Source organism: Clostridium sp. AM58-1XD, from assembly GCF_003464085.1.
Classification (GTDB): domain Bacteria; phylum Bacillota; class Clostridia; order Lachnospirales; family Lachnospiraceae; genus Lachnoclostridium_A.
This window is the reverse complement of sequence record NZ_QSDR01000008.1, coordinates 1-18,771: the sequence shown is the minus strand read 5'-3', so window position 1 is coordinate 18,771 and position 18,771 is coordinate 1. Positions and strand designations below refer to the sequence as shown.

Below are 18,771 nucleotides of genomic sequence, written 5' to 3'. Positions count from 1 at the left end.
GAACGATAATTATTGAAAAATAAGATGGGTAACGCGTAAGCGGTATTGCAAAATAAATACATAGATCTACAGAGAAGGAGAGAAGAAAGGTGGAAACGTGATATATATAAGAAAAACCATATCAAACCTTCCCCTGCCAAGCCTTGAGGAGTTTGACTGTCCGGTTCATCTCCTTCTGACTAAAAAGCAGACAAAAGAAGGAAAAGCTCATCCGGACTTATACCGTTACCTGACAAACAAATCCCGCTATGATTTAGCGGTCTTTCCGAGAATTGAAATATCGTTATAAAGCAGAAAAACATAAAACATAGTTATCAGATCAACGTTACGGCTGCCGTTTTGATATTCAGACAATTTTTCAGAGGCAGGATTCCTCCACGTGAAATAAAAACACCCAAAAACTATCAAACCTGTTTTTGGGTGTTTCCCTTTTTGCAACATCCTCTTTGATGTTTCAGATATAATTTTTTTTGATTTCTTCCCGGATTCGCGCACGCTGGGCCTGGGCAACACTGCGTGCTTTTTCGGCATCCCCGTCCAGCAGGCTTTGGTACAATTCCTTGTGCTCATCATTCGACCGCTTACGGTCGACTCTTGGAGTAATAAACCAGGAAACACAATTGAACTGTGTTCTTATCTTGTGGATGTATTCCTGAAGGATCGTATTATCACATAAGGAATACAGGATCTCGTGGTATTTTTCATCGGTCATTACCCATGACTTCGGATCATTTTGCTCATAGTAGGAGTCCATGGCTTCAATGCATTGGCGCAGGGGCTGAAGCTGCTCCTGCGTGATCAGGCATTCTCTTACCTGAGCAGCAATATGGTAAGCCAGCATACCCTCCAATCCTTCCGTTACCTCGTAGCACATAATCAGTTCGTTGGCCGTGAGATGGCGGATAAACGTTCCCTTTCTGGGAATGACTTCCACTAATCCTTCTGATTCCAGACGCTTAATTGCATCACGGACAGGAGTTCGGCTCATCTCAAGCTGCTGCGCCAGCTCGATTTCCCCGATCGCGCTTCCTGGACGGAGAACCTGATTTAATATCTGCTCTTTAATATTTTCGTAAGCGATTGCAGTCAGTGATGTGTGAGTTTTCATTTTATTTTGTCCTATTCGTTTGTTTGTGTATATTATACAACTGTCACGATTAAAAGTATAGAAAATATTTACGGCGCTTCGGATTTTTCCTGTTTCAATTCTCCTATACACTTGCGTAATGCTTTGGCTTTTTAAATAGAGAACTTTTACTGCATAGGGAAATTTAAGGGATATTCTCATGCAATTAATAGAGAAAGACCGCCACATTTAAATGCGGCGGCCCATTATCATACGTTCCAGTGCTGTTTGCCCGGGGGCACAAAATGTTTTAAAACTCCGGTTCGATCAGTCCGTAGGTATTTCCTTTTCTCTTATAAACGACATTGACTTCATCGGTCTCGGAATTTAAGAATACATAAAAGCTGTGGCCGAGAAGTTCCATCTGCACGCATGCTTCTTCAGGATCCATTGGTTTGATCCCAAATTTCTTTGTTTTTACAATGCGGACTTCGTCATCTATATCGTATTCTTCATTTACAAAAGCTTCTGAGAAAGAGAGTGCGGACTGCTTTTTATCAATTAATTTTCTCTTATATTTCTTGATCTGGCGTTCGATAATCTCTTCTACTAAATCGATGGAAACATACATATCGCTGCTGGATTCTTCCGCGCGGATAATATTGCCTTTCATAGGGATGGTTATCTCGATCTTCTGTCGATCTCTCTGAACACTTAAGGTGGCGATTACCTCAGTATCGGGAGTAAAATAACGCTCTAGCTTTCCAATTTTGTCCTCAACTGCGGATTTCAATGCAGGAGTTACCTCAATATTTCTACCTGTAATCACATAACGCATAAACCATCAGCTCCTTTTTCTTGTGATATGATTATTATAGCATATGAAGTTGTAAAACTCAACAGGACAAGCTTGAATATTTCGACAATTATTCTAAATTTTTCGTGAAAAGTTTCTACTTAAAAATTAAAAAGCTGTTGAAAAACTATATATGGCCTTTTTAAAAAGTCAAGTAGAATCGTGTTTTTTTTGTCGAAATATGCAAGTTTATGACAAGTGTACAAAAATTAAAAAAGTATGAACTTTTTCGGAAAAAACAGAATCGTGGGGAAAAAAGATGTGGATAATGTGGATAACTTGGTGTATAAGTGCTTTTTCTGTTAAAATGGCGGGTTTTTGGTGGGGATAAAAATGGGTACTTTTTCACAAGGTTCGTGTGGATAATGTGGATAAGTGTAAAATAGAACCTATTTTCTGTGCAATATGCTAAGTTTACCATAATTTTGTCGATTATGTCAATTTGTGTCATGTTGTGGAAACGGTATTAAAAGCATGGAATCCTGTCAATGATAATATGGGAGAAGATGATCAAAAATCAAAACGGATGCTTGACAGCGGGTGTGATATACATATGAACGCAGGTGCCTGTCTGCTCATACCGGCTTGATCAGGCGCGGTATGGACGGAATAACACGCAAGCTCCGAGTGTTTGCTCAATTATGACACATTCATAGTAATATTGTTAAATTTTCATGAACGAGTTGAATAAAAGAATGGAAGGTGTTACAATATACGGGATTGTACCGTTAAATATGTTAAGAAAAGTAATAGATAAGAAGCAGGAGAGACTCTATGAATATTATTGAAAAAGTATTTGGTACGCATAGTGAGAGGGAGCTGAAGCTCGTTTATCCGATTGTGGACAAAATAGAAAGCCTTAGACCGGAGATGATCGAACTGACTGATGAGCAGCTCCGCGACAAGACGAGAATTTTTAAAGAGCGTTTAGCCGCAGGAGAGACTCTGGATGATATTCTTCCGGAGGCTTTTGCTGTTGTCAGAGAGGCTGCACGAAGGGTGCTCAGTATGGAGCATTACCGGGTACAGCTCATCGGCGGCGTCGTTCTTCATCAGGGGCGCATTGCCGAGATGAGAACAGGTGAAGGTAAGACGCTTGTTTCCACAGCACCGGCATATCTGAATGCGCTTTCCGGCAGGGGCGTTCATATCGTAACTGTCAATGACTATCTGGCAAAACGAGATGCAGAGTGGATGGGCAAGGTCCATGAGTTCCTTGGCCTTACGGTTGGCGTTGTGCTGAATTCCATGAATAATGATGAGAGACGTGCTGCTTACGCATGTGATATCACATATGTAACCAATAATGAATTAGGTTTCGACTATCTGAGAGACAACATGGCTATATATAAAGAACAGAGAGTTCTCAGAGAGCTGGATTATGCGATCATTGATGAGGTCGATTCCGTGTTGATCGATGAAGCGAGGACACCGCTTATCATCTCCGGTCAGAGCGGAAAATCCACAAAGCTTTATGAGGTCTGTGATGTTTTGGCCCATCAGCTGATTAAAGGTAAGGAATCAGCTGAATTTTCCAAGATCAATGCAATTATGGGCGAGGAGATTGAGGAAGAGGGCGACTTCGTTGTCAATGAAAAGGATAAGATTGTCAACCTTACAGCCGACGGTGTAAAGAAGGTAGAGAAGTTTTTTAATATAGAAAACCTGGCTGATCCGGAAAATCTGGAAATCCAGCATAACGTGATTCTGGCACTACGCGCCAATTATCTGATGTTCCGTGATAAGGATTACGTGGTGAAAGACGATGAAGTATTGATTGTAGATGAATTTACGGGCCGTATTATGCCTGGACGCCGCTATTCTGACGGCCTTCATCAGGCGATTGAGGCGAAGGAGCACGTACACGTAAGACGTGAGAGCAAGACACTTGCGACGATTACATTCCAGAACTTCTTTAATAAGTTCAATAAAAAAGCTGGTATGACCGGTACGGCTCTTACGGAGGAAAAAGAGTTCCGTAACACCTACGGCATGGATGCGATTGCAATTCCTACGAATAAACCAGTTGCCCGTATCGATCATGAAGACGCCGTTTATAAGACGAAAAAGGAAAAATTCAATGCAGTAGTCGACGAGATTGTGGAAACCCATAAGAAAGGGCAGCCAGTGCTCGTCGGTACGATTACGATTGAAACTTCTGAGATGTTGAGCCGCATGCTCCAGAAGAGAGGAATTCCGCATAAAGTCCTGAATGCGAAATACCATGAGCTGGAAGCGGAAATTGTAGCTGATGCAGGTATTCACGGTGCGGTTACAATCGCTACTAATATGGCTGGCCGTGGTACGGATATTAAACTTGACGACGAGGCAAAGGACTTAGGCGGACTGAAGATTATTGGTACGGAGCGCCACGAATCAAGACGTATTGACAATCAGCTGCGAGGCCGTTCCGGACGTCAGGGAGATCCTGGTGAATCCAGATTTTACATCTGTCTGGAAGACGACCTGATGAGGCTGTTCGGTTCCGAGCGTCTGATGAGTATGTTTAATGCCCTTGGAGTGCCGGAAGGCGAGCAGATCGAGCATAAGATGCTGTCGAATGCGATCGAAAAAGCCCAGATGAAGATTGAGAACAATAACTACGGAATCCGTGAACAGCTTCTCAAATATGATGAGGTCAACAACGAGCAGCGTGAAATCATCTATGAGGAGAGGAAGAAGGTACTGGACGGAGACAATATGCGTGAAGTCGTTCTGAAGATGGTTACGGATATTGTGGAGAATGCAGTAGATATGTCTATCTCTGAAGAGCAGACGCCGGAAAACTGGGATATTGGAGAGCTGAACAGCCTGCTGCTTCCGATTATTCCGTTAGAGCCTGTTACTCTGACGGATGAAATAAAGAACATGAAGAAGGATGAGCTGAAGCATCTGCTGAAAGAAAAGGCAATTAAGCTTTACGAAGCAAAAGAGTCAGAATTCCCGGATGCAGAGCAGATCCGTGAGATTGAGCGTGTAGTCCTTCTGAAAGTAATCGATAATAAGTGGATGTCTCACATTGACGATATGGATCAGCTGCGCCAGGGCATCGGCCTTCAGGCTTACGGACAGCGAGATCCGCTTGTAGAGTATAAGATGAACGGCTATGAGATGTTTGAGGGAATGACGGCTGCAATCGAAGAAGATACGGTCAGAATTCTTTTCCATATCCGTGTAGAGCAAAAGGTTGAGCGAGAGCCCGCCGCAAAAGTGACAGGGACGAATAAAGACGATTCTTCCGTACAGGCTCCAAAACGCCGTGAGGTGAAGAAGGTTTATCCGAATGATCCGTGCCCATGCGGAAGCGGTAAGAAATATAAACAGTGCTGCGGCCGAAATCCGGTATAATCGGTTTAGCTGCCAAAGCGCCGGGAGTATTTATAAATAATTATAAAAATGAAAGAGGGTGACACAGTGGTTGAATTAGACCAGTTCAAGTATACGTTATCTACGTTCAAAAAACCATTAGTGGAAGTGAGGGATTCACTTTGACCTGGATAACAAGGTAAAGCGAATCGACGAGTTAGACAAATCCATGGAAGAACCGGATTTTTGGAATGATCCGGAACGTTCTACCAAGGTTGTAAAAGAAGCAAAAAATCTGAAGGATACGGTAGAAGGCTATAAAAAGCTGGAAGAAGCCTATGAAGAGATTGAATTCATGATTGAAATGGGCAACGAGGAAAATGATCCATCCGTAATTCCGGAGATTGAAGAAATGATGAAAGAATTCGGAGAGAAGCTCGATTCCATGAGGATATCTACGTTGCTTTCCGGAGAATATGACAATTGTAATGCAATTTTGCGCCTGAACGCCGGAGCCGGCGGAACAGAGTCCTGCGACTGGTGCAGCATGCTTTACCGGATGTACTGCAGGTGGGCAGACAGTAAGGGATTTTCGACAGAAGTTCTGGATTATCTGGATGGAGACGAGGCCGGAATCAAGTCTGTGACTGTTCAGATCAACGGGGATAATGCATTTGGCTATCTGAAATCAGAGAGGGGAGTTCACCGTCTGGTAAGAATTTCCCCGTTTAATGCTGCCGGTAAGAGGCAGACATCTTTTGTGTCCTGCGATGTTATGCCGGATATTGAGGAAGATCTGGATGTGGATATCAATCCGGATGATCTTAGAATTGATACGTACCGTTCCAGCGGGGCCGGCGGGCAGCATATCAACAAGACGTCTTCCGCTATCCGTATTACCCATATTCCGACGGGAGTTGTGGTTCAGTGTCAGAATGAGCGCTCCCAGTTCCAGAATAAGGATAAAGCCATGCAGATGCTGAAAGCAAAGCTGTTTCTGCTGAAACAGCAGGAGAATGCAGAAAAGATTTCCGATATCCGCGGCGATATAAAAGAAATCGGATGGGGAAACCAGATCCGTTCCTACGTGCTCCAGCCATATACGATGGTTAAAGATCACAGGACAGGCGCGGAGAGCGGCAATGCTGCTGCGGTACTCGACGGCAATCTGGACCCGTTTATCAGCGCTTTTCTGAGATGGCAGAGCCTGGGCGGAGAAGCTCAGGGACAGGAAGATTAACAGTTCACGAATTTGTTTTTATTAAAGAGGTTAAAAAAGGGTGTTGCTTTTGCAACGCCCTTTTTTGCTTTCCAGGAAAGATCTTGTTATTGTAAAGTGATAAAGCGTATGATTTCCTAGAAAACAAAAACGCTCCGCTATGGATGTGCACTCGCGCGAAAGGAATTATGTCGCTAATGCGATTGCATGCCCCGCTTTATCGGGTACTGCGCTCAGCGCGAGAGTTTCGCAAGCGGAACTCTTTGGTCTATGGTGAAAAAAATTCGGATGCTGCCGGATATACAGGCGGGCTGCCATGAAAGAAACTCATATTTTTTCATGATTATTGCATAAAATACAAAAGCGGTTCAGCAGCATTTGAGGATATTCAAAATGCGTATTTTGAAAACTTTTGCAAAAAAATTTTAAAAACTGATTGCATTCCTGTTTCAATCATGGTAATATCTTTTCTACAAACACAGATGTATTTGTACAACGAACAGGAAGGGATGGCATGGAAGACAAGAATAAGTATTTCGTAGTAAAACAGAAAGCAGTTCCGGAGGTATTGCGGAAAGTTGTGGAGGCAAAGCGCCTTTTGGAGACAGAACGTGTGATTACGGTACAGGAAGCGACGGACAGGGTCGGCATTAGCCGAAGTTCTTTCTACAAGTATAAAGATGACATTTTTCCGTTTTATGACAATGCCAAGGGCAAGACGATTACCCTGGTCATTCAGATGGACGATATTCAGGGATTCCTGTCGGAAATTCTTCATGTAGTTGCCATGTATAAAGCAAATATTCTGACAATCCACCAGAGTATCCCGGTTAATGGCGTAGCTACGCTGACATTGAGCGTGGAAGTCCGTTCGGACACCGGAAACATATCAAAGATGGTGGAAGATATTGAAGAAAAAAAGAATGTACACTATGTAAAAATTTTAGCCAGGGAGTAAATGACGATGATGTATGCAGCAGTAATGGGATACGGAACAATTGGTTCCGGAGTGGTAGAGATACTGGAACAGAACAGAGATGTGGTTGCAGAGCAGGCAGGACAGGAAATCGAAGTAAAATACGTCCTGGATTTGAGAGAATTCCCGGGAACCTCCGTGGAAAAGAAAATTGTGCATGATTTCTCTGTGATTCAAAATGACGAAAGCGTAAAAATAGTTGTAGAGACCATGGGCGGTCTGAATCCGGCATATCCATGGGTGAAGGCGTGTCTGGAAGCAGGAAAGCACGTGGTTACTTCCAATAAGGCCCTCGTTGCGGCGCACGGCACTGAGCTTCTGGAGATTGCGAGAGAAAAACAGGTGAATTTCCTGTTTGAAGCAAGCGTAGGAGGAGGAATCCCGATTATCCGGCCCCTTTACCGCTGCCTGATGGGAGAGAAAATTGAAGAAGTAACGGGCATTTTAAACGGTACTACGAATTATATCCTGACAAAGATGGATCAGGAAGGGGCATCTTTTGAAGAAGTACTGAAAGAGGCTCAGGCGCTGGGATATGCGGAGAGAAATCCGGAAGCGGATGTGGAAGGCCACGATACCTGCCGCAAGATCGCAATCCTGACAGCGATGGTAACGGGAAAAGAAGTAAATTATGAGGATATCCATACGGAAGGCATCACGAAGATAACGGAAGAGGACTTTCAGTATGCGGACAAGCTGGGAGCTTCTATCAAGCTGTTCGGTTCCAGCCAGATCAAAGACGGTAACGTCCATGCATGGGTAGCTCCTGTTATGATTGGCCCGGAACATCCGCTCTTTGCTGTAAATGATGTTTATAACGGAATCATGGTTAAGGGAAACATGCTGGGAACTACCATGTTTTATGGAAGGGGAGCGGGCAAACTTCCGACTGCCAGCGCCGTTGTGGCAGATATGATTGAAGCGGTTCAGAATATGGAGACAAACGTACCCATGGGCTGGACAGCGGAAAAACAGGTGATAGCTCCGATGAATACATCCTCCTGCCGCTATTTTGTAAGGATATCCGGAAGGCCGGAGACAATGGGAAAAGAAGCGGAAAAAGCCTTTGTGAATATCCAGACTATTGATATTGCAGATGAGAACGAATTTGCAGTCCTAACGGGAGAGATGACAGAGGAATCATTCGACAGGGCCAAGGCTGCACTTCCCGTAATCAAGGTTATCAGGGCAGAGATTTAAGATATATGATCGAACAGATGACAGATTGGATTGCAGGAATTGTCAGGCAGGGATTTCCCTGCCTGTTTCATCTGGTTACCGGATTCTATTGCCCCGGCTGCGGAGGAACGAGGTCGGTGCGGTTTCTGATTCATGGAAACTGGCGGGAGAGCTTCATTTATCATCCTATTGTGCCGTATATGGCGCTTGTAGCGGCGGCGGAACTGATTACGTGGCTTCTGTCAAAAGTATTTAAGAAGAAAAAGCTGTTTATCGGCCGGCTGCCATTGTTTGTCTATGTTGGTCTTGGCATTGTTCTCATTAACTGGGCTTACAAAAATTATATGCTTATAGCAAAGGGAATCGATCTTCTTTCCTGAAAGGAGTTTTGGGCGCCAAATCAGTTTATATTTACACATAAAAAACACCCGTCTTGTGATTCGGCTTCTGCCTTAAAACAAGATAGGTGTTTTGCTTTTTTAAAACAGGATTGATGAACGTTACTTTTCTATTATTTTGGCGCCATCTGTCCCCAGTATCCCATGACCTGTTCGTACATGTCATTGTAAATCGGCCCCATAACCGGATCGTTTAATACGACACGATACACATAAATGATCGAAAAGAAAATAATCAGGCTCAGGATAACGGCCATAATACCCGTAACCATTCCGACGGATGTCTGTACGTTGCGGATTCCCTGCTGTCTGGATAGAAAGGAAAATGCGATGGCGGCGATCCCGAGGGGAAGCTGTATTAAAGGGGAGACACAGAAGAGGGCGCCGGTTATGCCGAAAATCAGCGAAAACGCGGCCATCCAGCTGGCTGGATTTTTCTGCGGTACAGGCGTTCCGTGCCTCTCTCCCTGGTCGTTAAAATTATTTGTTGGTTCCATTAAAAATTTCCTCCGTTTGTGATAGTATCACATGGTAAACACTTTCCCCATATTAACATGAAAAAGAAATATTGTCTAGACGTAGCCGGAGTTTCGCTATATAATAAACAGGATTAAGCGTAGCAGTTCAAACGTCTGAACTGTTACGCTTAGGCCGGTCCGGACGGCCGGTTTAAATACGCCCGCGGAGGTTTGAAAATGGACATAACAGAAGTACTGCAAAAAGAATTACAGATTGGCCGCCATCAGGTAGAGGCGGCGGTAAAGCTGATTGATGAGGGTAATACCATTCCTTTTATTGCCCGATATAGAAAGGAAGCAACAGGCTCTTTGAACGACGAGGTTCTTCGTAACTTGGATGAACGCTTGAAATATCTGCGCAGCCTGGAAGAGAAAAAAGAACAGGTACTCTCTTCTATTCGTGATCAGGAAAAGCTGACTCCGGAACTGGAAGAAAAGATTAAACATGCCATGACCATGGTGGCTGTGGATGACTTATACCGTCCTTATCGTCCGAAACGCAGAACGAGAGCGATGATTGCAAAGGAAAAGGGATTGGAGCCGTTTGCAGATTATATCAGCCTTCAGATGGCAAAAGTTTCTTTAGAAGAGACGGCGGCAGAATACGTTTCCGCAGAAAAAGGTGTTGAAGATACAGCGGCGGCCCTAGAAGGTGCAAAAGATATTCTGGCTGAGAGAATTTCTGATAATGCGGAATACCGCACTTATATAAGGAAGACAACGTACGATCAGGGCATGATTCAGTCTTCGGCGAAAGAAGAGGGGAAAGAATCTGTATACGAACTGTATTACAACCATGAAGAGCCGGTGAAAAAGTGTGCCGGCCACAGAATTCTGGCATTGAACAGAGGAGAAAATGAAAAGTTCCTGACAGTAAAAATTATGGCGCCGGAAGAACAGATACTCCGCTTTCTGGAAAAGCAGGTAATTATCAGGGACAATCCATATACGGCGCCTGTGCTGAAAGAAGTCATTGAAGACAGCTATAAAAGACTGATCGCGCCTGCCATTGAAAGAGAAATCAGGAATGCGATGACCGAAATGGCAGAGGATGGGGCGATCAGGGTATTTGGAAAAAACCTGGACCAGCTGCTTATGCAGCCTCCGATTACAGGGAGAGTCGTGCTGGGATGGGATCCTGCGTTCCGTACGGGCTGTAAGCTGGCGGTTGTGGATGATACGGGAAAAGTGATGGATACCGTGGTCATTTATCCGACTGCGCCTCAGAACAAGGTGGAGGAATCCAAGAAAATTTTGAAAGACATGATTAGGAAATATCATATTTCCCTCATTTCAGTAGGCAATGGAACGGCTTCTAGAGAATCGGAACAGATTATTGTAGATTTGCTGAAGGAAATAAAGGAACCGGTGCAGTACGTGATCGTTAATGAAGCAGGAGCTTCCGTGTATTCGGCCAGTAAACTGGCTACGGAAGAATTTCCAGAATTCGACGTAGGACAAAGAAGTGCTGTTTCTATCGCCAGAAGGCTCCAGGATCCGCTTGCAGAACTGGTAAAAATCGATCCAAAATCCATTGGCGTAGGCCAGTATCAGCATGATATGAATCAAAAGCATTTAAGCGAGACGCTGCAGGGCGTGGTAGAAGACTGCGTGAACAAAGTAGGTGTCGATTTGAATACTGCTTCTGCGTCCCTGCTGGAATATATTTCAGGAATCAATAAGACAATCGCTAAGAACATCGTATCTTACAGGGAAGATAACGGTGCTTTTACAGACAGAAAGCAGCTGCTGAAGGTTGCAAAACTGGGACCGAAGGCATTTGAACAGTGCGCGGGCTTTATGAGAATCCAGGGTGGTAAAAATCCCCTTGACGGGACGTCGGTACATCCGGAAAGCTATAAGGCGGCAACGGCTCTTCTGGAACGGTTGGGGTACAAGCCATCGGATATCACTTCCGGAGGCTTAAGGGAACTTGGAAAAAAAGTGCATGATTACAAAAAGCTGGCGGCGGAACTGGAGATCGGCGATATTACGCTGAAAGATATCGTTAAAGAGCTGGAAAAGCCGGCCCGTGACCCAAGAGATGAGATGCCCAAACCGATCCTGCGCACGGACGTCCTGGATATGAAGGATCTGAAGCCGGGAATGGTATTAAAGGGAACGGTGCGCAACGTAATTGATTTCGGCGCATTTGTGGATATCGGAGTTCATCAGGACGGTCTGGTACATATCTCCCAGATGACGAAGCGCTATATCAAGCATCCGCTGGAGGCGGTGAGCGTTGGAGATATTGTGGAAGTAAAAGTGCTTTCCGTGGACCTTGCGAAAAAAAGGATTTCTTTAAGCATGCTGCTGTAAGAAGGCCGTAGAGAATCGAAAGGTGGAGGAAAAATGAGATTTCATGTAAAATTAGAAGCTATGGATCTGTGGAGATACTCCGTATATAACATGATCCACAGCAAACAGGGGTTATTTAACATATTTATTGCAGTTGTTATGGTTGCGCTTTTATTTCTGCGCTGGGGATGGCTGTCAACAAATCTGAATTATATAGTGCTGTTTATCATGTGGATTTTGATTTTTGCCGTATGGCAGCCGGTCATTGCGTATATAAAGGCTAAAAAACAGATTAAAAGTGCCGAGGGGCAGGCGGCTCTTGATTTCGAATTCGGAACGCAGGAAGTAAAAGTGAGCCAGGGAGGTCAGGAGATCAAGTTTCCTTGGAAAAAGATTGTTAAGATTGTCGTAACACGTACCATGGTCATTATATATATGGATAAGATACGTGCATATCTTCTTCCGGCCCGTGTGATCGGAGGAGATATGGGAGAATTCTCCAGGCTGGTTCATAAACATCTGGAGGAAAAACAGCTGAAAGGAATCTGATAATATGGTAATTGAGACTTATGGAGCAGAGGAGACATTTGCCCTGGGTGAAAAGATGGGAAAAGAAGCAAAGCCCGGCGAAGTGTACTGCCTGAACGGTGACCTCGGTACGGGAAAGACGGTATTTACCCAGGGATTTGCCAGCGGTCTGGGAATTAAAGGGCCTGTTAACAGCCCTACATTTACGATCCTTCAGCAGTATGAGGATGGCCGGCTCCCTCTTTACCATTTTGATGTGTACAGGATCGGTGACGTGGAGGAAATGGAAGAAATCGGATATGAAGACTGCTTTTACGGGGAGGGAGTAAGCCTGATCGAGTGGTCCGGGCTAATTGAAGAAATCCTTCCTGACCGTGTGATCGATATTGTGATCGAAAAAGATGTGGAAAAGGGCTTCGATTACCGGAAAATCACAGTGGAGGGAAAAGCATGAGAATTTTAGGAATAGAAAGTTCATCACTGGTGGCCTCTGTCGCCCTTGTGACAGACGATGTACTGACCGCCGAATATACGATCAATTTTAAAAAAACTCATTCCCAGACCCTTCTCCCTATGCTGGATGAAGTAGCTAAGATGATAGAGTTGGATTTGAATTCGGTCGATGCGATTGCCGTTTCCGGCGGCCCCGGTTCTTTTACAGGGCTCAGGATTGGTTCGGCTACGGCCAAGGGGCTTGGCCTGGCGCTGAAAAAGCCTCTGATTCATGTGCCTACGGTGGACGCCATGGCTTACAATATGTGGGGATACAATGGGCTTGTATGCCCGATTATGGACGCCAGAAGAAATCAGGTATATACGGGAATATACCGAATGAGCGCCGGAATGGAAATCATAAAGGAACAGTGTCCGATGGATATGAGAAAGCTGGCAGAGGAATTGAATGTGCTGGGAGAAAAGGTTGTATTTTTAGGGGATGGAATGCCTGTCTGCCGCCCGATTATTGAGGAGGTCATGGCTGTGCCATATGAATTCGCACCGCCTCATATGAATCGTCAGAGAGCCGGCGCCGTTGCCGCTCTTGGCGCAGTCTATTACAGGGAAGGGAAGACGGAGCCAGCAGCAGAGCATGCGCCGGATTATCTGAGAAAATCCCAGGCAGAGAGAGAAAGGAATGGAGAATCTCTATAGAGACAGGAGGACGGACATATGGATGAGAAAAAACGGTACAACAGCGCAATCCGCAGAATGGAAATGTCCGATATCAGAGATGTAGCAGAGCTGGAAAGGCTCTGCTTTTCTTCTCCGTGGTCGGAAAAACTTTTGGCAGAGCTGCCCAAAAGCCGCCTGGATACCTGTTTCCTTCTGGATCAGGGAGAGGGGAAAGGGACTGCGGCATATGGAATTCTCCGCATTCTTGCAGGAGAAGGGGAAATACAGAGAATCGGGGTCCTGCCTTCTGAAAGAAAAAAGGGGCTGGGAAGTAAAGTGATGGAAGCCATGACAGAGTATGCCAGGGAAATGGGAGCGGAATGTATCCTTCTGGAGGTGCGTGAAAGCAATACAGCAGCCAGAAAGCTTTATAAATCATGGGGATTTGAAGAGGAAGGACGAAGGAAGAATTACTATGACAATCCCAGTGAGGATGCCGTACTGATGGGACTGCGTTGTATTTGAAACATTTACCACTTAAAAACACCGTTTTTCGGATTATAATGTAGGGGTACCCGGGCAGCTGCACCTTTTGTGAAGCCAAAAAAGGAGAGGCAAGGCGGCCGGAAAGAGAAAGGTGAGGATAAAATGAGAAGGTACAGAAACGGAGGAGTGCTGGAGTCCGTAATCTGCAACAACTGTGGGAAAAAGATCGTAGTTGAGAGTGGAATTGTACGGGAAGGCGTAATTTCAATTAATTATGCATGGGATTTCTTTTCGGAGAAAGACGGGGAAATCCATCACTTTGATTTATGTGAATGTTGCTATGATGAAATTACAAGTCAGTTCAGAATTCCTGTAGAAGAGGAAGAGCAGACAGAGCTGCTCTGAAAAAATGAGAAATCGCTGCTCATGATGCAGTGATTTCTTTTTTTGTTCTATTTCTTTTATTATAGTTGATTCCGGCGAGACATTTGTGCTATGATTCCAAATAGGCGTTTCACGAAGAAATAAGAGCGGAGTGGGACGGAATTCGAATGAAATGAGGATGCTTATGTTAGATATTTGTCTGCTGGGAACAGGCGGAATGATGCCGCTGCCTTACCGATGGCTGACTTCCATGATGGCACGATGCGATGGAAGCAACCTTCTGATTGATTGTGGAGAGGGGACGCAGGTCGCTCTGAAAGAAAAGGGATGGAGTCCAAAACCAATTGATATCATCTGCTTTACTCATTATCACGCAGACCATATCAGTGGCCTTCCCGGACTTCTGCTGACGATGGGAAATGCGGAACGGACGGAACCGTTGATTATGATTGGCCCTAGGGGTCTGGAGCGGGTAGTGGGAGCACTTAGAACCATTGCGCCCGAGCTCCTTTTCCAATAAAATTTATTGAGCTTACGGAGCCCAGGGAGCAGGTTTCAATCGGTCCATATGTGATCGATGCATATAAGGTGAATCACAATGTGGTATGTTATGGTTACGCCGTTTCAATTTTAAGAACAGGCCGTTTTGACGTAGAACGGGCACGTGCACAGGAGGTTCCCCAGAAGCTCTGGAGCAGACTTCAAAAGGGAGAAACGATCAGCGATAACGGCACGGTCTTTACTCCTGACATGGTTCTTGGACCGCCGAGGAGAGGCCTGAAGGTTGTTTATTGTACGGATACCAGGCCGGTACCTGTCATAGCCGAGTACGCAAAAGAGGCAGACCTCTTTATCTGCGAAGGGATGTACGGGGAAGACGGAAAAGAAGCGAAGGCCAGAGAATACAAACATATGACGATGTATGAGGCGGCGCGTCTGGCTAAAACGGCCGGACCAAAGGAGATGTGGCTGACACATTACAGCCCGTCGCTTACGAGGCCGGAAGAATTTATCGATAGCGTGCGTAAGATTTTTCCAAAAACGAAAGCAGCCCGTGACGGATTTACCATGGAGCTGGAATTTGATAAAGATGATAAATAAGGAGGACCTCATGGAAAAAGATGTGCTTATACTGGCTATAGAGAGTTCGTGCGACGAGACGGCTGCGTCTGTCGTTAAGAACGGCCGCCAGATTCTTTCCAATGTGATTTCTTCTCAAATCGCACTGCACACGCTGTACGGCGGCGTAGTTCCTGAAATCGCATCCAGAAAACATATAGAAAAAATCAATCAGGTGATTGAAGAAGCACTGTCAGAAGCAGGAGTAACATTGGAAGAGATCGATGCAGTCGGCGTCACTTATGGACCAGGACTTGTTGGAGCGCTTCTGGTCGGGGTAGCAGAGGCGAAGGCAATTGCATATGCCGCAAAGAAGCCGTTAATCGGCGTTCACCATATTGAAGGCCACGTATCGGCTAATTTTATTGAACATCCCGATCTGGAGCCGCCTTTCGTCTGCCTGATCGTATCCGGCGGACATACACACCTCGTAGTAGTAAAGGATTATGGGGAATTTGAGATTATCGGCAGAACGAGGGATGATGCAGCAGGGGAAGCGTTTGACAAAGTTGCCAGGGCAGTAGGACTCGGTTATCCGGGAGGGCCTAAAGTGGACAAGGCGGCAAAAGAGGGCAATAAACATGCGGTAGAGTTTCCGAGGGCAAAGGTGGCGGATGCACCTTATGATTTCAGCTTCAGCGGCTTGAAGTCGGCGGTGCTGAACTACATTAACCATGCGAAGATGATGGGGGAAGAGATATGCGTTCCGGACCTGGTGGCGTCTTTTCAAAATGCGGTGGTGGATTCTCTGGTCACAAGAGCAGTGGCTGCAGCGAAGGAATTCGGATATGATAAGCTGGCGATTGCTGGAGGAGTGGCCTCTAATTCTGCACTGAGAGAAGCCATGAAAGAGGCATGTGATAGGGAACATCTGAAATTCTATTACCCATCACCAATTTTTTGCACGGATAACGCGGCTATGATCGGAGTAGCGGCTTATTACGAATACAAGAAGGGAAACCGTTCCGGATGGAATCTGAATGCGGTGCCGAACTTAAAGCTTGGGGAGCGGTAAGGATGGAGAACAGGAGAAAACGCACGGCGGCTATCGTACTGGCAGCAGGACAGGGAAAACGGATGCAGAGCAGTATTCAGAAGCAGTATATGCTTCTGCAGGGGAATCCCCTCATATATTATGCTCTGAAGGAGTTTGAATCAAGCGGGGTCGATGATATTATTCTGGTAGCCGGTAAAGGCGAGATGGAGTACTGCCGCGAAGAGATTACAGACAGATATGGATTCTGCAAAATAAGAAGGGTCGTGGAAGGCGGCAGGGAGAGATATCATTCCGTCTATGAAGGGCTGAAGGCCGTCGGTGAGCTGAATGAGGAAATTGGACAGTGCGGGACGGTTTTGATCCATGACGGGGCCAGACCATTTATTACACCGGAAATAATCCGCTCATGCATAGAGGGAGCATGTGAGTTTAAGGCCTGCGTAGTAGGGATGCCTGTTAAGGATACGATCAAGGTAGCGGATGAAGAAGGATTTGCAAAGGAAACCCCGAAGCGGAGCAGCTTGTGCAGATTCAGACGCCGCAGGCATTTGATTACGAACTGATTCGTGCTGCTTATGACAGGCTGTTCTCGAAAGAGGAGTATCAGAATGGGGTGACCGATGATGCTATGGTTGTGGAAAGTATGACCGATTGCAGGGTAAAGATGATTCCGGGAGATTACCGCAACATCAAGATCACAACGCCGGAAGATATGGTTTTGGCAGAAGCATTTTTTACTGAAAGACAGAAAACTTGTTAAATGAGAGAGAAGCCGCGGGGCGGGAGGATTTTGGATGAGAAAAAACTTCAGTACTACGGAAATCAGAAAACAGGCAGGTCTGTTACTGCTGGCTGTAATGACAGTATTGATGGTTTCATGCATGAGAACGGAAAACACGAAAGCTGCTACGTCAGGAGGAGCGGGGGCGTCAGGAGGACCGGCAGGGGAAAACGGTTTTATTTCGGACGCAAAAGTAACAGAAAAAGGGTATATTTTACGGCCTGAAGGAAATAATTTGAAAGAACGGTTTCTGACGCCTTCCGGTTTTGTAAGAACAAATCAGACAGAAGGCAGTTTCGAAGAATTTATAAGAAATTATCCTCTTTTGCCGGATGGGAGCCCTGTGCTCCTTTATAATGGGGAAGAGAAGGGAATTCAGACTGATCATGCCGCCGTTTTTAATATGCACTTGCCAAACCGCGATCTTCAGCAGTGCGCCGACTCAATTATGAGAATCTATGCGGAATACTATTGGAAGAATGGCCATCATGAGAAAATTAATTTTCGCTTTGTAAGCGGTTTTCAATGTCCATACAGCAAATGGAAGGAAGGATACCGGGTAAGTATTAGCGGAAATAACGTACAATGGGTAAAAAAAGCAGCGCCGGATTCCTCATGGGAAAGCTTCGAACAGTATTTAAATACGGTATTTGCATATGCCAGTACGCTTTCAATGAAAGAAGAATCCATTCCGTTAGAAATCGATGATATAAAAATCGGAGATGTTTTTCTTTATAGCGGAAGTCCTGGACACGTTGTAATGGTGGCCGATGTATGTGAAGACGAAAACGGAGAGAGGGCATTTCTTCTGGCGCAGGGATACATGCCGGCTCAGCAGTTTCATATACTGAATAATCCGAAGCATGAAGATGATCCGTGGTATTATACATCTGAGTTTGCTTGGCCGTTTGAGACACCTGAATTTACATTTCAGGAAGGAAGTCTCCGAAGAATGACATATTAAAGGAAAATACACGTTGAAATAAGCGGAAAAAAGGTGGAAAAAACGTAAAAATGAGCATTTTCCACCTTTTTGAAAAACCTATGTAAAAAAATGAAAATTAAGGTAAAAAAGTGCTTGACAAAATGATGGAATTTATATAGAATAATAAAGCACGTTCGGTGAACAACGCGTTTTGGAGAGGTATCGAAGTGGTCATAACGAGGCGGTCTTGAAAACCGTTTGTCCGCAAGGGCGCGTGGGTTCGAATCCCACCCTCTCCGCTGCAGATTATTCTGCTGGAGTAATTAAATAGAAGATTTTAATCAGCTACATGAGCAGAAGTACCCAAGCGGCTGAAGGGGCTCCCCTGGAAAGGGAGTAGGTCGTTAGTAGCGGCGCGAGGGTTCAAATCCCTCCTTCTGCGTTAGCAGTTAAGAAGAAACTGCTTCAACAAAAAACTTCAAAAAAGTTTCAAAAAGTTGTTGACAAGGCCGAGCAGTTATGATAAGATATAACGCGTCGCTGAAAAAAACAGCCGACAGAAACAGACAAAAGAACCTTGAAAATTGAAGATTAAACAGTATGTAAAACCCTGAAAAATTCTTAT

The 18,771-nt window shown here is 45.1% G+C and carries 18 protein-coding genes, 2 tRNA genes and 1 pseudogene; 18 read left to right on the top strand and 3 right to left on the bottom strand.

Features of this window, described 5'->3' with window-relative positions; translation table 11 throughout:
- Positions 1-454: 454 nt before the first annotated feature.
- Both DXA13_RS06340 and raiA read right to left on the bottom strand, forming a co-directional pair.
- A complete protein-coding gene (locus DXA13_RS06340; RefSeq protein WP_181995549.1) occupies positions 455-1,108 on the bottom strand; it encodes a GntR family transcriptional regulator in 654 nt (217 codons plus the stop codon).
- A 268-nt stretch (positions 1,109-1,376) separates the two neighbouring features.
- Positions 1,377-1,904: a ribosome-associated translation inhibitor RaiA gene (raiA, locus tag DXA13_RS06335; RefSeq protein ID WP_118242573.1), complete on the bottom strand. Its 528-nt coding sequence runs from the start codon at positions 1,902-1,904 to the stop codon at positions 1,377-1,379.
- Positions 1,905-2,696: 792 nt separating this feature from the next.
- On the opposite strand from raiA, the gene secA reads away from it, so the two are divergent.
- The 5 genes from secA to DXA13_RS06310 all read left to right on the top strand — a co-directional run bounded on the left by secA (position 2,697) and on the right by DXA13_RS06310 (position 8,982).
- A complete protein-coding gene (gene secA, locus DXA13_RS06330; RefSeq protein WP_118242571.1) occupies positions 2,697-5,270 on the top strand; it encodes a preprotein translocase subunit SecA in 2,574 nt (857 codons plus the stop codon).
- A 66-nt stretch (positions 5,271-5,336) separates the two neighbouring features.
- Positions 5,337-6,468 (top strand): peptide chain release factor 2 gene (prfB, locus tag DXA13_RS06325; RefSeq protein WP_118242569.1). Its coding sequence is split into 2 segments (ribosomal slippage): positions 5,337-5,411 and positions 5,413-6,468, totalling 1,131 coding nucleotides; the frame shifts between segments, so codons are not numbered across the junction.
- A 493-nt stretch (positions 6,469-6,961) separates the two neighbouring features.
- Complete coding sequence (locus tag DXA13_RS06320; protein WP_118242567.1) at positions 6,962-7,405, top strand: ACT domain-containing protein; 444 nt, start codon at positions 6,962-6,964, stop codon at positions 7,403-7,405.
- Positions 7,406-7,411: 6 nt separating this feature from the next.
- The gene (locus tag DXA13_RS06315; protein ID WP_118242826.1) at positions 7,412-8,623 is read left to right on the top strand and encodes a homoserine dehydrogenase; all 1,212 of its coding nucleotides are present in this window, start codon (positions 7,412-7,414) and stop codon (positions 8,621-8,623) included.
- 5 nt (positions 8,624-8,628) lie between these two features.
- On the top strand, positions 8,629-8,982 hold the full coding sequence (locus DXA13_RS06310; RefSeq protein WP_118242564.1) for a DUF2752 domain-containing protein: 354 nt from the start codon (positions 8,629-8,631) through the stop codon (positions 8,980-8,982).
- Positions 8,983-9,113: 131 nt separating this feature from the next.
- On the opposite strand, the gene DXA13_RS06305 is transcribed toward DXA13_RS06310, so the two are convergent.
- Entirely contained in the window at positions 9,114-9,497 is a 384-nt protein-coding gene (locus DXA13_RS06305; RefSeq protein ID WP_118242561.1) for a hypothetical protein, read from the bottom strand.
- A 198-nt stretch (positions 9,498-9,695) separates the two neighbouring features.
- Here DXA13_RS06305 and DXA13_RS06300 point away from each other — a divergent pair, with 198 nt between their 5' ends.
- From DXA13_RS06300 to DXA13_RS06245, 13 genes and pseudogenes are all read left to right on the top strand, one after another.
- The gene (locus DXA13_RS06300; protein WP_118242558.1) at positions 9,696-11,837 is read left to right on the top strand and encodes a Tex family protein; all 2,142 of its coding nucleotides are present in this window, start codon (positions 9,696-9,698) and stop codon (positions 11,835-11,837) included.
- Positions 11,838-11,870: 33 nt separating this feature from the next.
- Positions 11,871-12,365, top strand: a complete 495-nt coding sequence (locus DXA13_RS06295; protein WP_118242556.1) for a YcxB family protein — start codon at positions 11,871-11,873, stop codon at positions 12,363-12,365.
- 4 nt (positions 12,366-12,369) lie between these two features.
- Entirely contained in the window at positions 12,370-12,798 is a 429-nt protein-coding gene (tsaE, locus tag DXA13_RS06290; RefSeq protein ID WP_118242554.1) for a tRNA (adenosine(37)-N6)-threonylcarbamoyltransferase complex ATPase subunit type 1 TsaE, read from the top strand.
- On the top strand, positions 12,795-13,493 hold the full coding sequence (tsaB, locus tag DXA13_RS06285) for a tRNA (adenosine(37)-N6)-threonylcarbamoyltransferase complex dimerization subunit type 1 TsaB (RefSeq protein ID WP_118242552.1): 699 nt from the start codon (positions 12,795-12,797) through the stop codon (positions 13,491-13,493). The genes tsaE and tsaB overlap by 4 nt, the downstream gene beginning before the upstream one ends.
- A gap of 18 nt (positions 13,494-13,511) precedes the next feature.
- Positions 13,512-13,979: a ribosomal protein S18-alanine N-acetyltransferase gene (gene rimI / locus DXA13_RS06280; protein ID WP_118242549.1), complete on the top strand. Its 468-nt coding sequence runs from the start codon at positions 13,512-13,514 to the stop codon at positions 13,977-13,979.
- A gap of 123 nt (positions 13,980-14,102) precedes the next feature.
- Complete coding sequence (locus DXA13_RS06275; protein ID WP_118242824.1) at positions 14,103-14,345, top strand: hypothetical protein; 243 nt, start codon at positions 14,103-14,105, stop codon at positions 14,343-14,345.
- Between the two features lie 163 nt (positions 14,346-14,508).
- Positions 14,509-15,425, top strand: a pseudogene (locus DXA13_RS06270) (ribonuclease Z).
- Positions 15,426-15,435: 10 nt separating this feature from the next.
- Positions 15,436-16,458: a tRNA (adenosine(37)-N6)-threonylcarbamoyltransferase complex transferase subunit TsaD gene (gene tsaD / locus DXA13_RS06265; protein ID WP_118242547.1), complete on the top strand. Its 1,023-nt coding sequence runs from the start codon at positions 15,436-15,438 to the stop codon at positions 16,456-16,458.
- Positions 16,459-16,460: 2 nt separating this feature from the next.
- Positions 16,461-17,003 carry a 2-C-methyl-D-erythritol 4-phosphate cytidylyltransferase gene (locus DXA13_RS06260; protein ID WP_347559731.1) on the top strand — a complete coding sequence of 181 codons (543 nt, stop codon included), beginning with the start codon at positions 16,461-16,463 and terminating at the stop codon, positions 17,001-17,003.
- Positions 16,964-17,200 carry a 2-C-methyl-D-erythritol 4-phosphate cytidylyltransferase gene (locus DXA13_RS22860; RefSeq protein ID WP_347559730.1) on the top strand — a complete coding sequence of 79 codons (237 nt, stop codon included), beginning with the start codon at positions 16,964-16,966 and terminating at the stop codon, positions 17,198-17,200. Before DXA13_RS06260 ends, DXA13_RS22860 begins: the two co-directional genes overlap by 40 nt.
- 34 nt (positions 17,201-17,234) lie before the next feature.
- On the top strand, positions 17,235-18,185 hold the full coding sequence (locus DXA13_RS06255) for a DUF4846 domain-containing protein (protein WP_118242545.1): 951 nt from the start codon (positions 17,235-17,237) through the stop codon (positions 18,183-18,185).
- A gap of 174 nt (positions 18,186-18,359) precedes the next feature.
- Positions 18,360-18,445: transfer RNA gene (locus DXA13_RS06250), tRNA-Ser, on the top strand.
- Positions 18,446-18,499: 54 nt separating this feature from the next.
- Positions 18,500-18,588: transfer RNA gene (locus tag DXA13_RS06245), tRNA-Ser, on the top strand.
- Positions 18,589-18,771: the final 183 nt, after the last annotated feature.

Excerpts from the sequence above, each read along its gene's own strand:
- DXA13_RS06340 (WP_181995549.1), bottom strand. The coding sequence starts at position 1,108 with ATGAAAACTCACACATCACTGACTGCAATCGCTTACGAAAATATTAAA.
- raiA (WP_118242573.1), bottom strand. The coding sequence starts at position 1,904 with ATGCGTTATGTGATTACAGGTAGAAATATTGAGGTAACTCCTGCATTG.
- secA (WP_118242571.1), top strand. The coding sequence starts at position 2,697 with ATGAATATTATTGAAAAAGTATTTGGTACGCATAGTGAGAGGGAGCTG.
- DXA13_RS06320 (WP_118242567.1), top strand. The coding sequence starts at position 6,962 with ATGGAAGACAAGAATAAGTATTTCGTAGTAAAACAGAAAGCAGTTCCG.
- DXA13_RS06315 (WP_118242826.1), top strand. The coding sequence starts at position 7,412 with ATGATGTATGCAGCAGTAATGGGATACGGAACAATTGGTTCCGGAGTG.
- DXA13_RS06310 (WP_118242564.1), top strand. The coding sequence starts at position 8,629 with ATGATCGAACAGATGACAGATTGGATTGCAGGAATTGTCAGGCAGGGA.
- DXA13_RS06305 (WP_118242561.1), bottom strand. The coding sequence starts at position 9,497 with ATGGAACCAACAAATAATTTTAACGACCAGGGAGAGAGGCACGGAACG.
- DXA13_RS06300 (WP_118242558.1), top strand. The coding sequence starts at position 9,696 with ATGGACATAACAGAAGTACTGCAAAAAGAATTACAGATTGGCCGCCAT.
- DXA13_RS06295 (WP_118242556.1), top strand. The coding sequence starts at position 11,871 with ATGAGATTTCATGTAAAATTAGAAGCTATGGATCTGTGGAGATACTCC.
- tsaE (WP_118242554.1), top strand. The coding sequence starts at position 12,370 with ATGGTAATTGAGACTTATGGAGCAGAGGAGACATTTGCCCTGGGTGAA.
- tsaB (WP_118242552.1), top strand. The coding sequence starts at position 12,795 with ATGAGAATTTTAGGAATAGAAAGTTCATCACTGGTGGCCTCTGTCGCC.
- rimI (WP_118242549.1), top strand. The coding sequence starts at position 13,512 with ATGGATGAGAAAAAACGGTACAACAGCGCAATCCGCAGAATGGAAATG.
- DXA13_RS06275 (WP_118242824.1), top strand. The coding sequence starts at position 14,103 with ATGAGAAGGTACAGAAACGGAGGAGTGCTGGAGTCCGTAATCTGCAAC.
- tsaD (WP_118242547.1), top strand. The coding sequence starts at position 15,436 with ATGGAAAAAGATGTGCTTATACTGGCTATAGAGAGTTCGTGCGACGAG.
- DXA13_RS06260 (WP_347559731.1), top strand. The coding sequence starts at position 16,461 with ATGGAGAACAGGAGAAAACGCACGGCGGCTATCGTACTGGCAGCAGGA.
- DXA13_RS06255 (WP_118242545.1), top strand. The coding sequence starts at position 17,235 with ATGAGAAAAAACTTCAGTACTACGGAAATCAGAAAACAGGCAGGTCTG.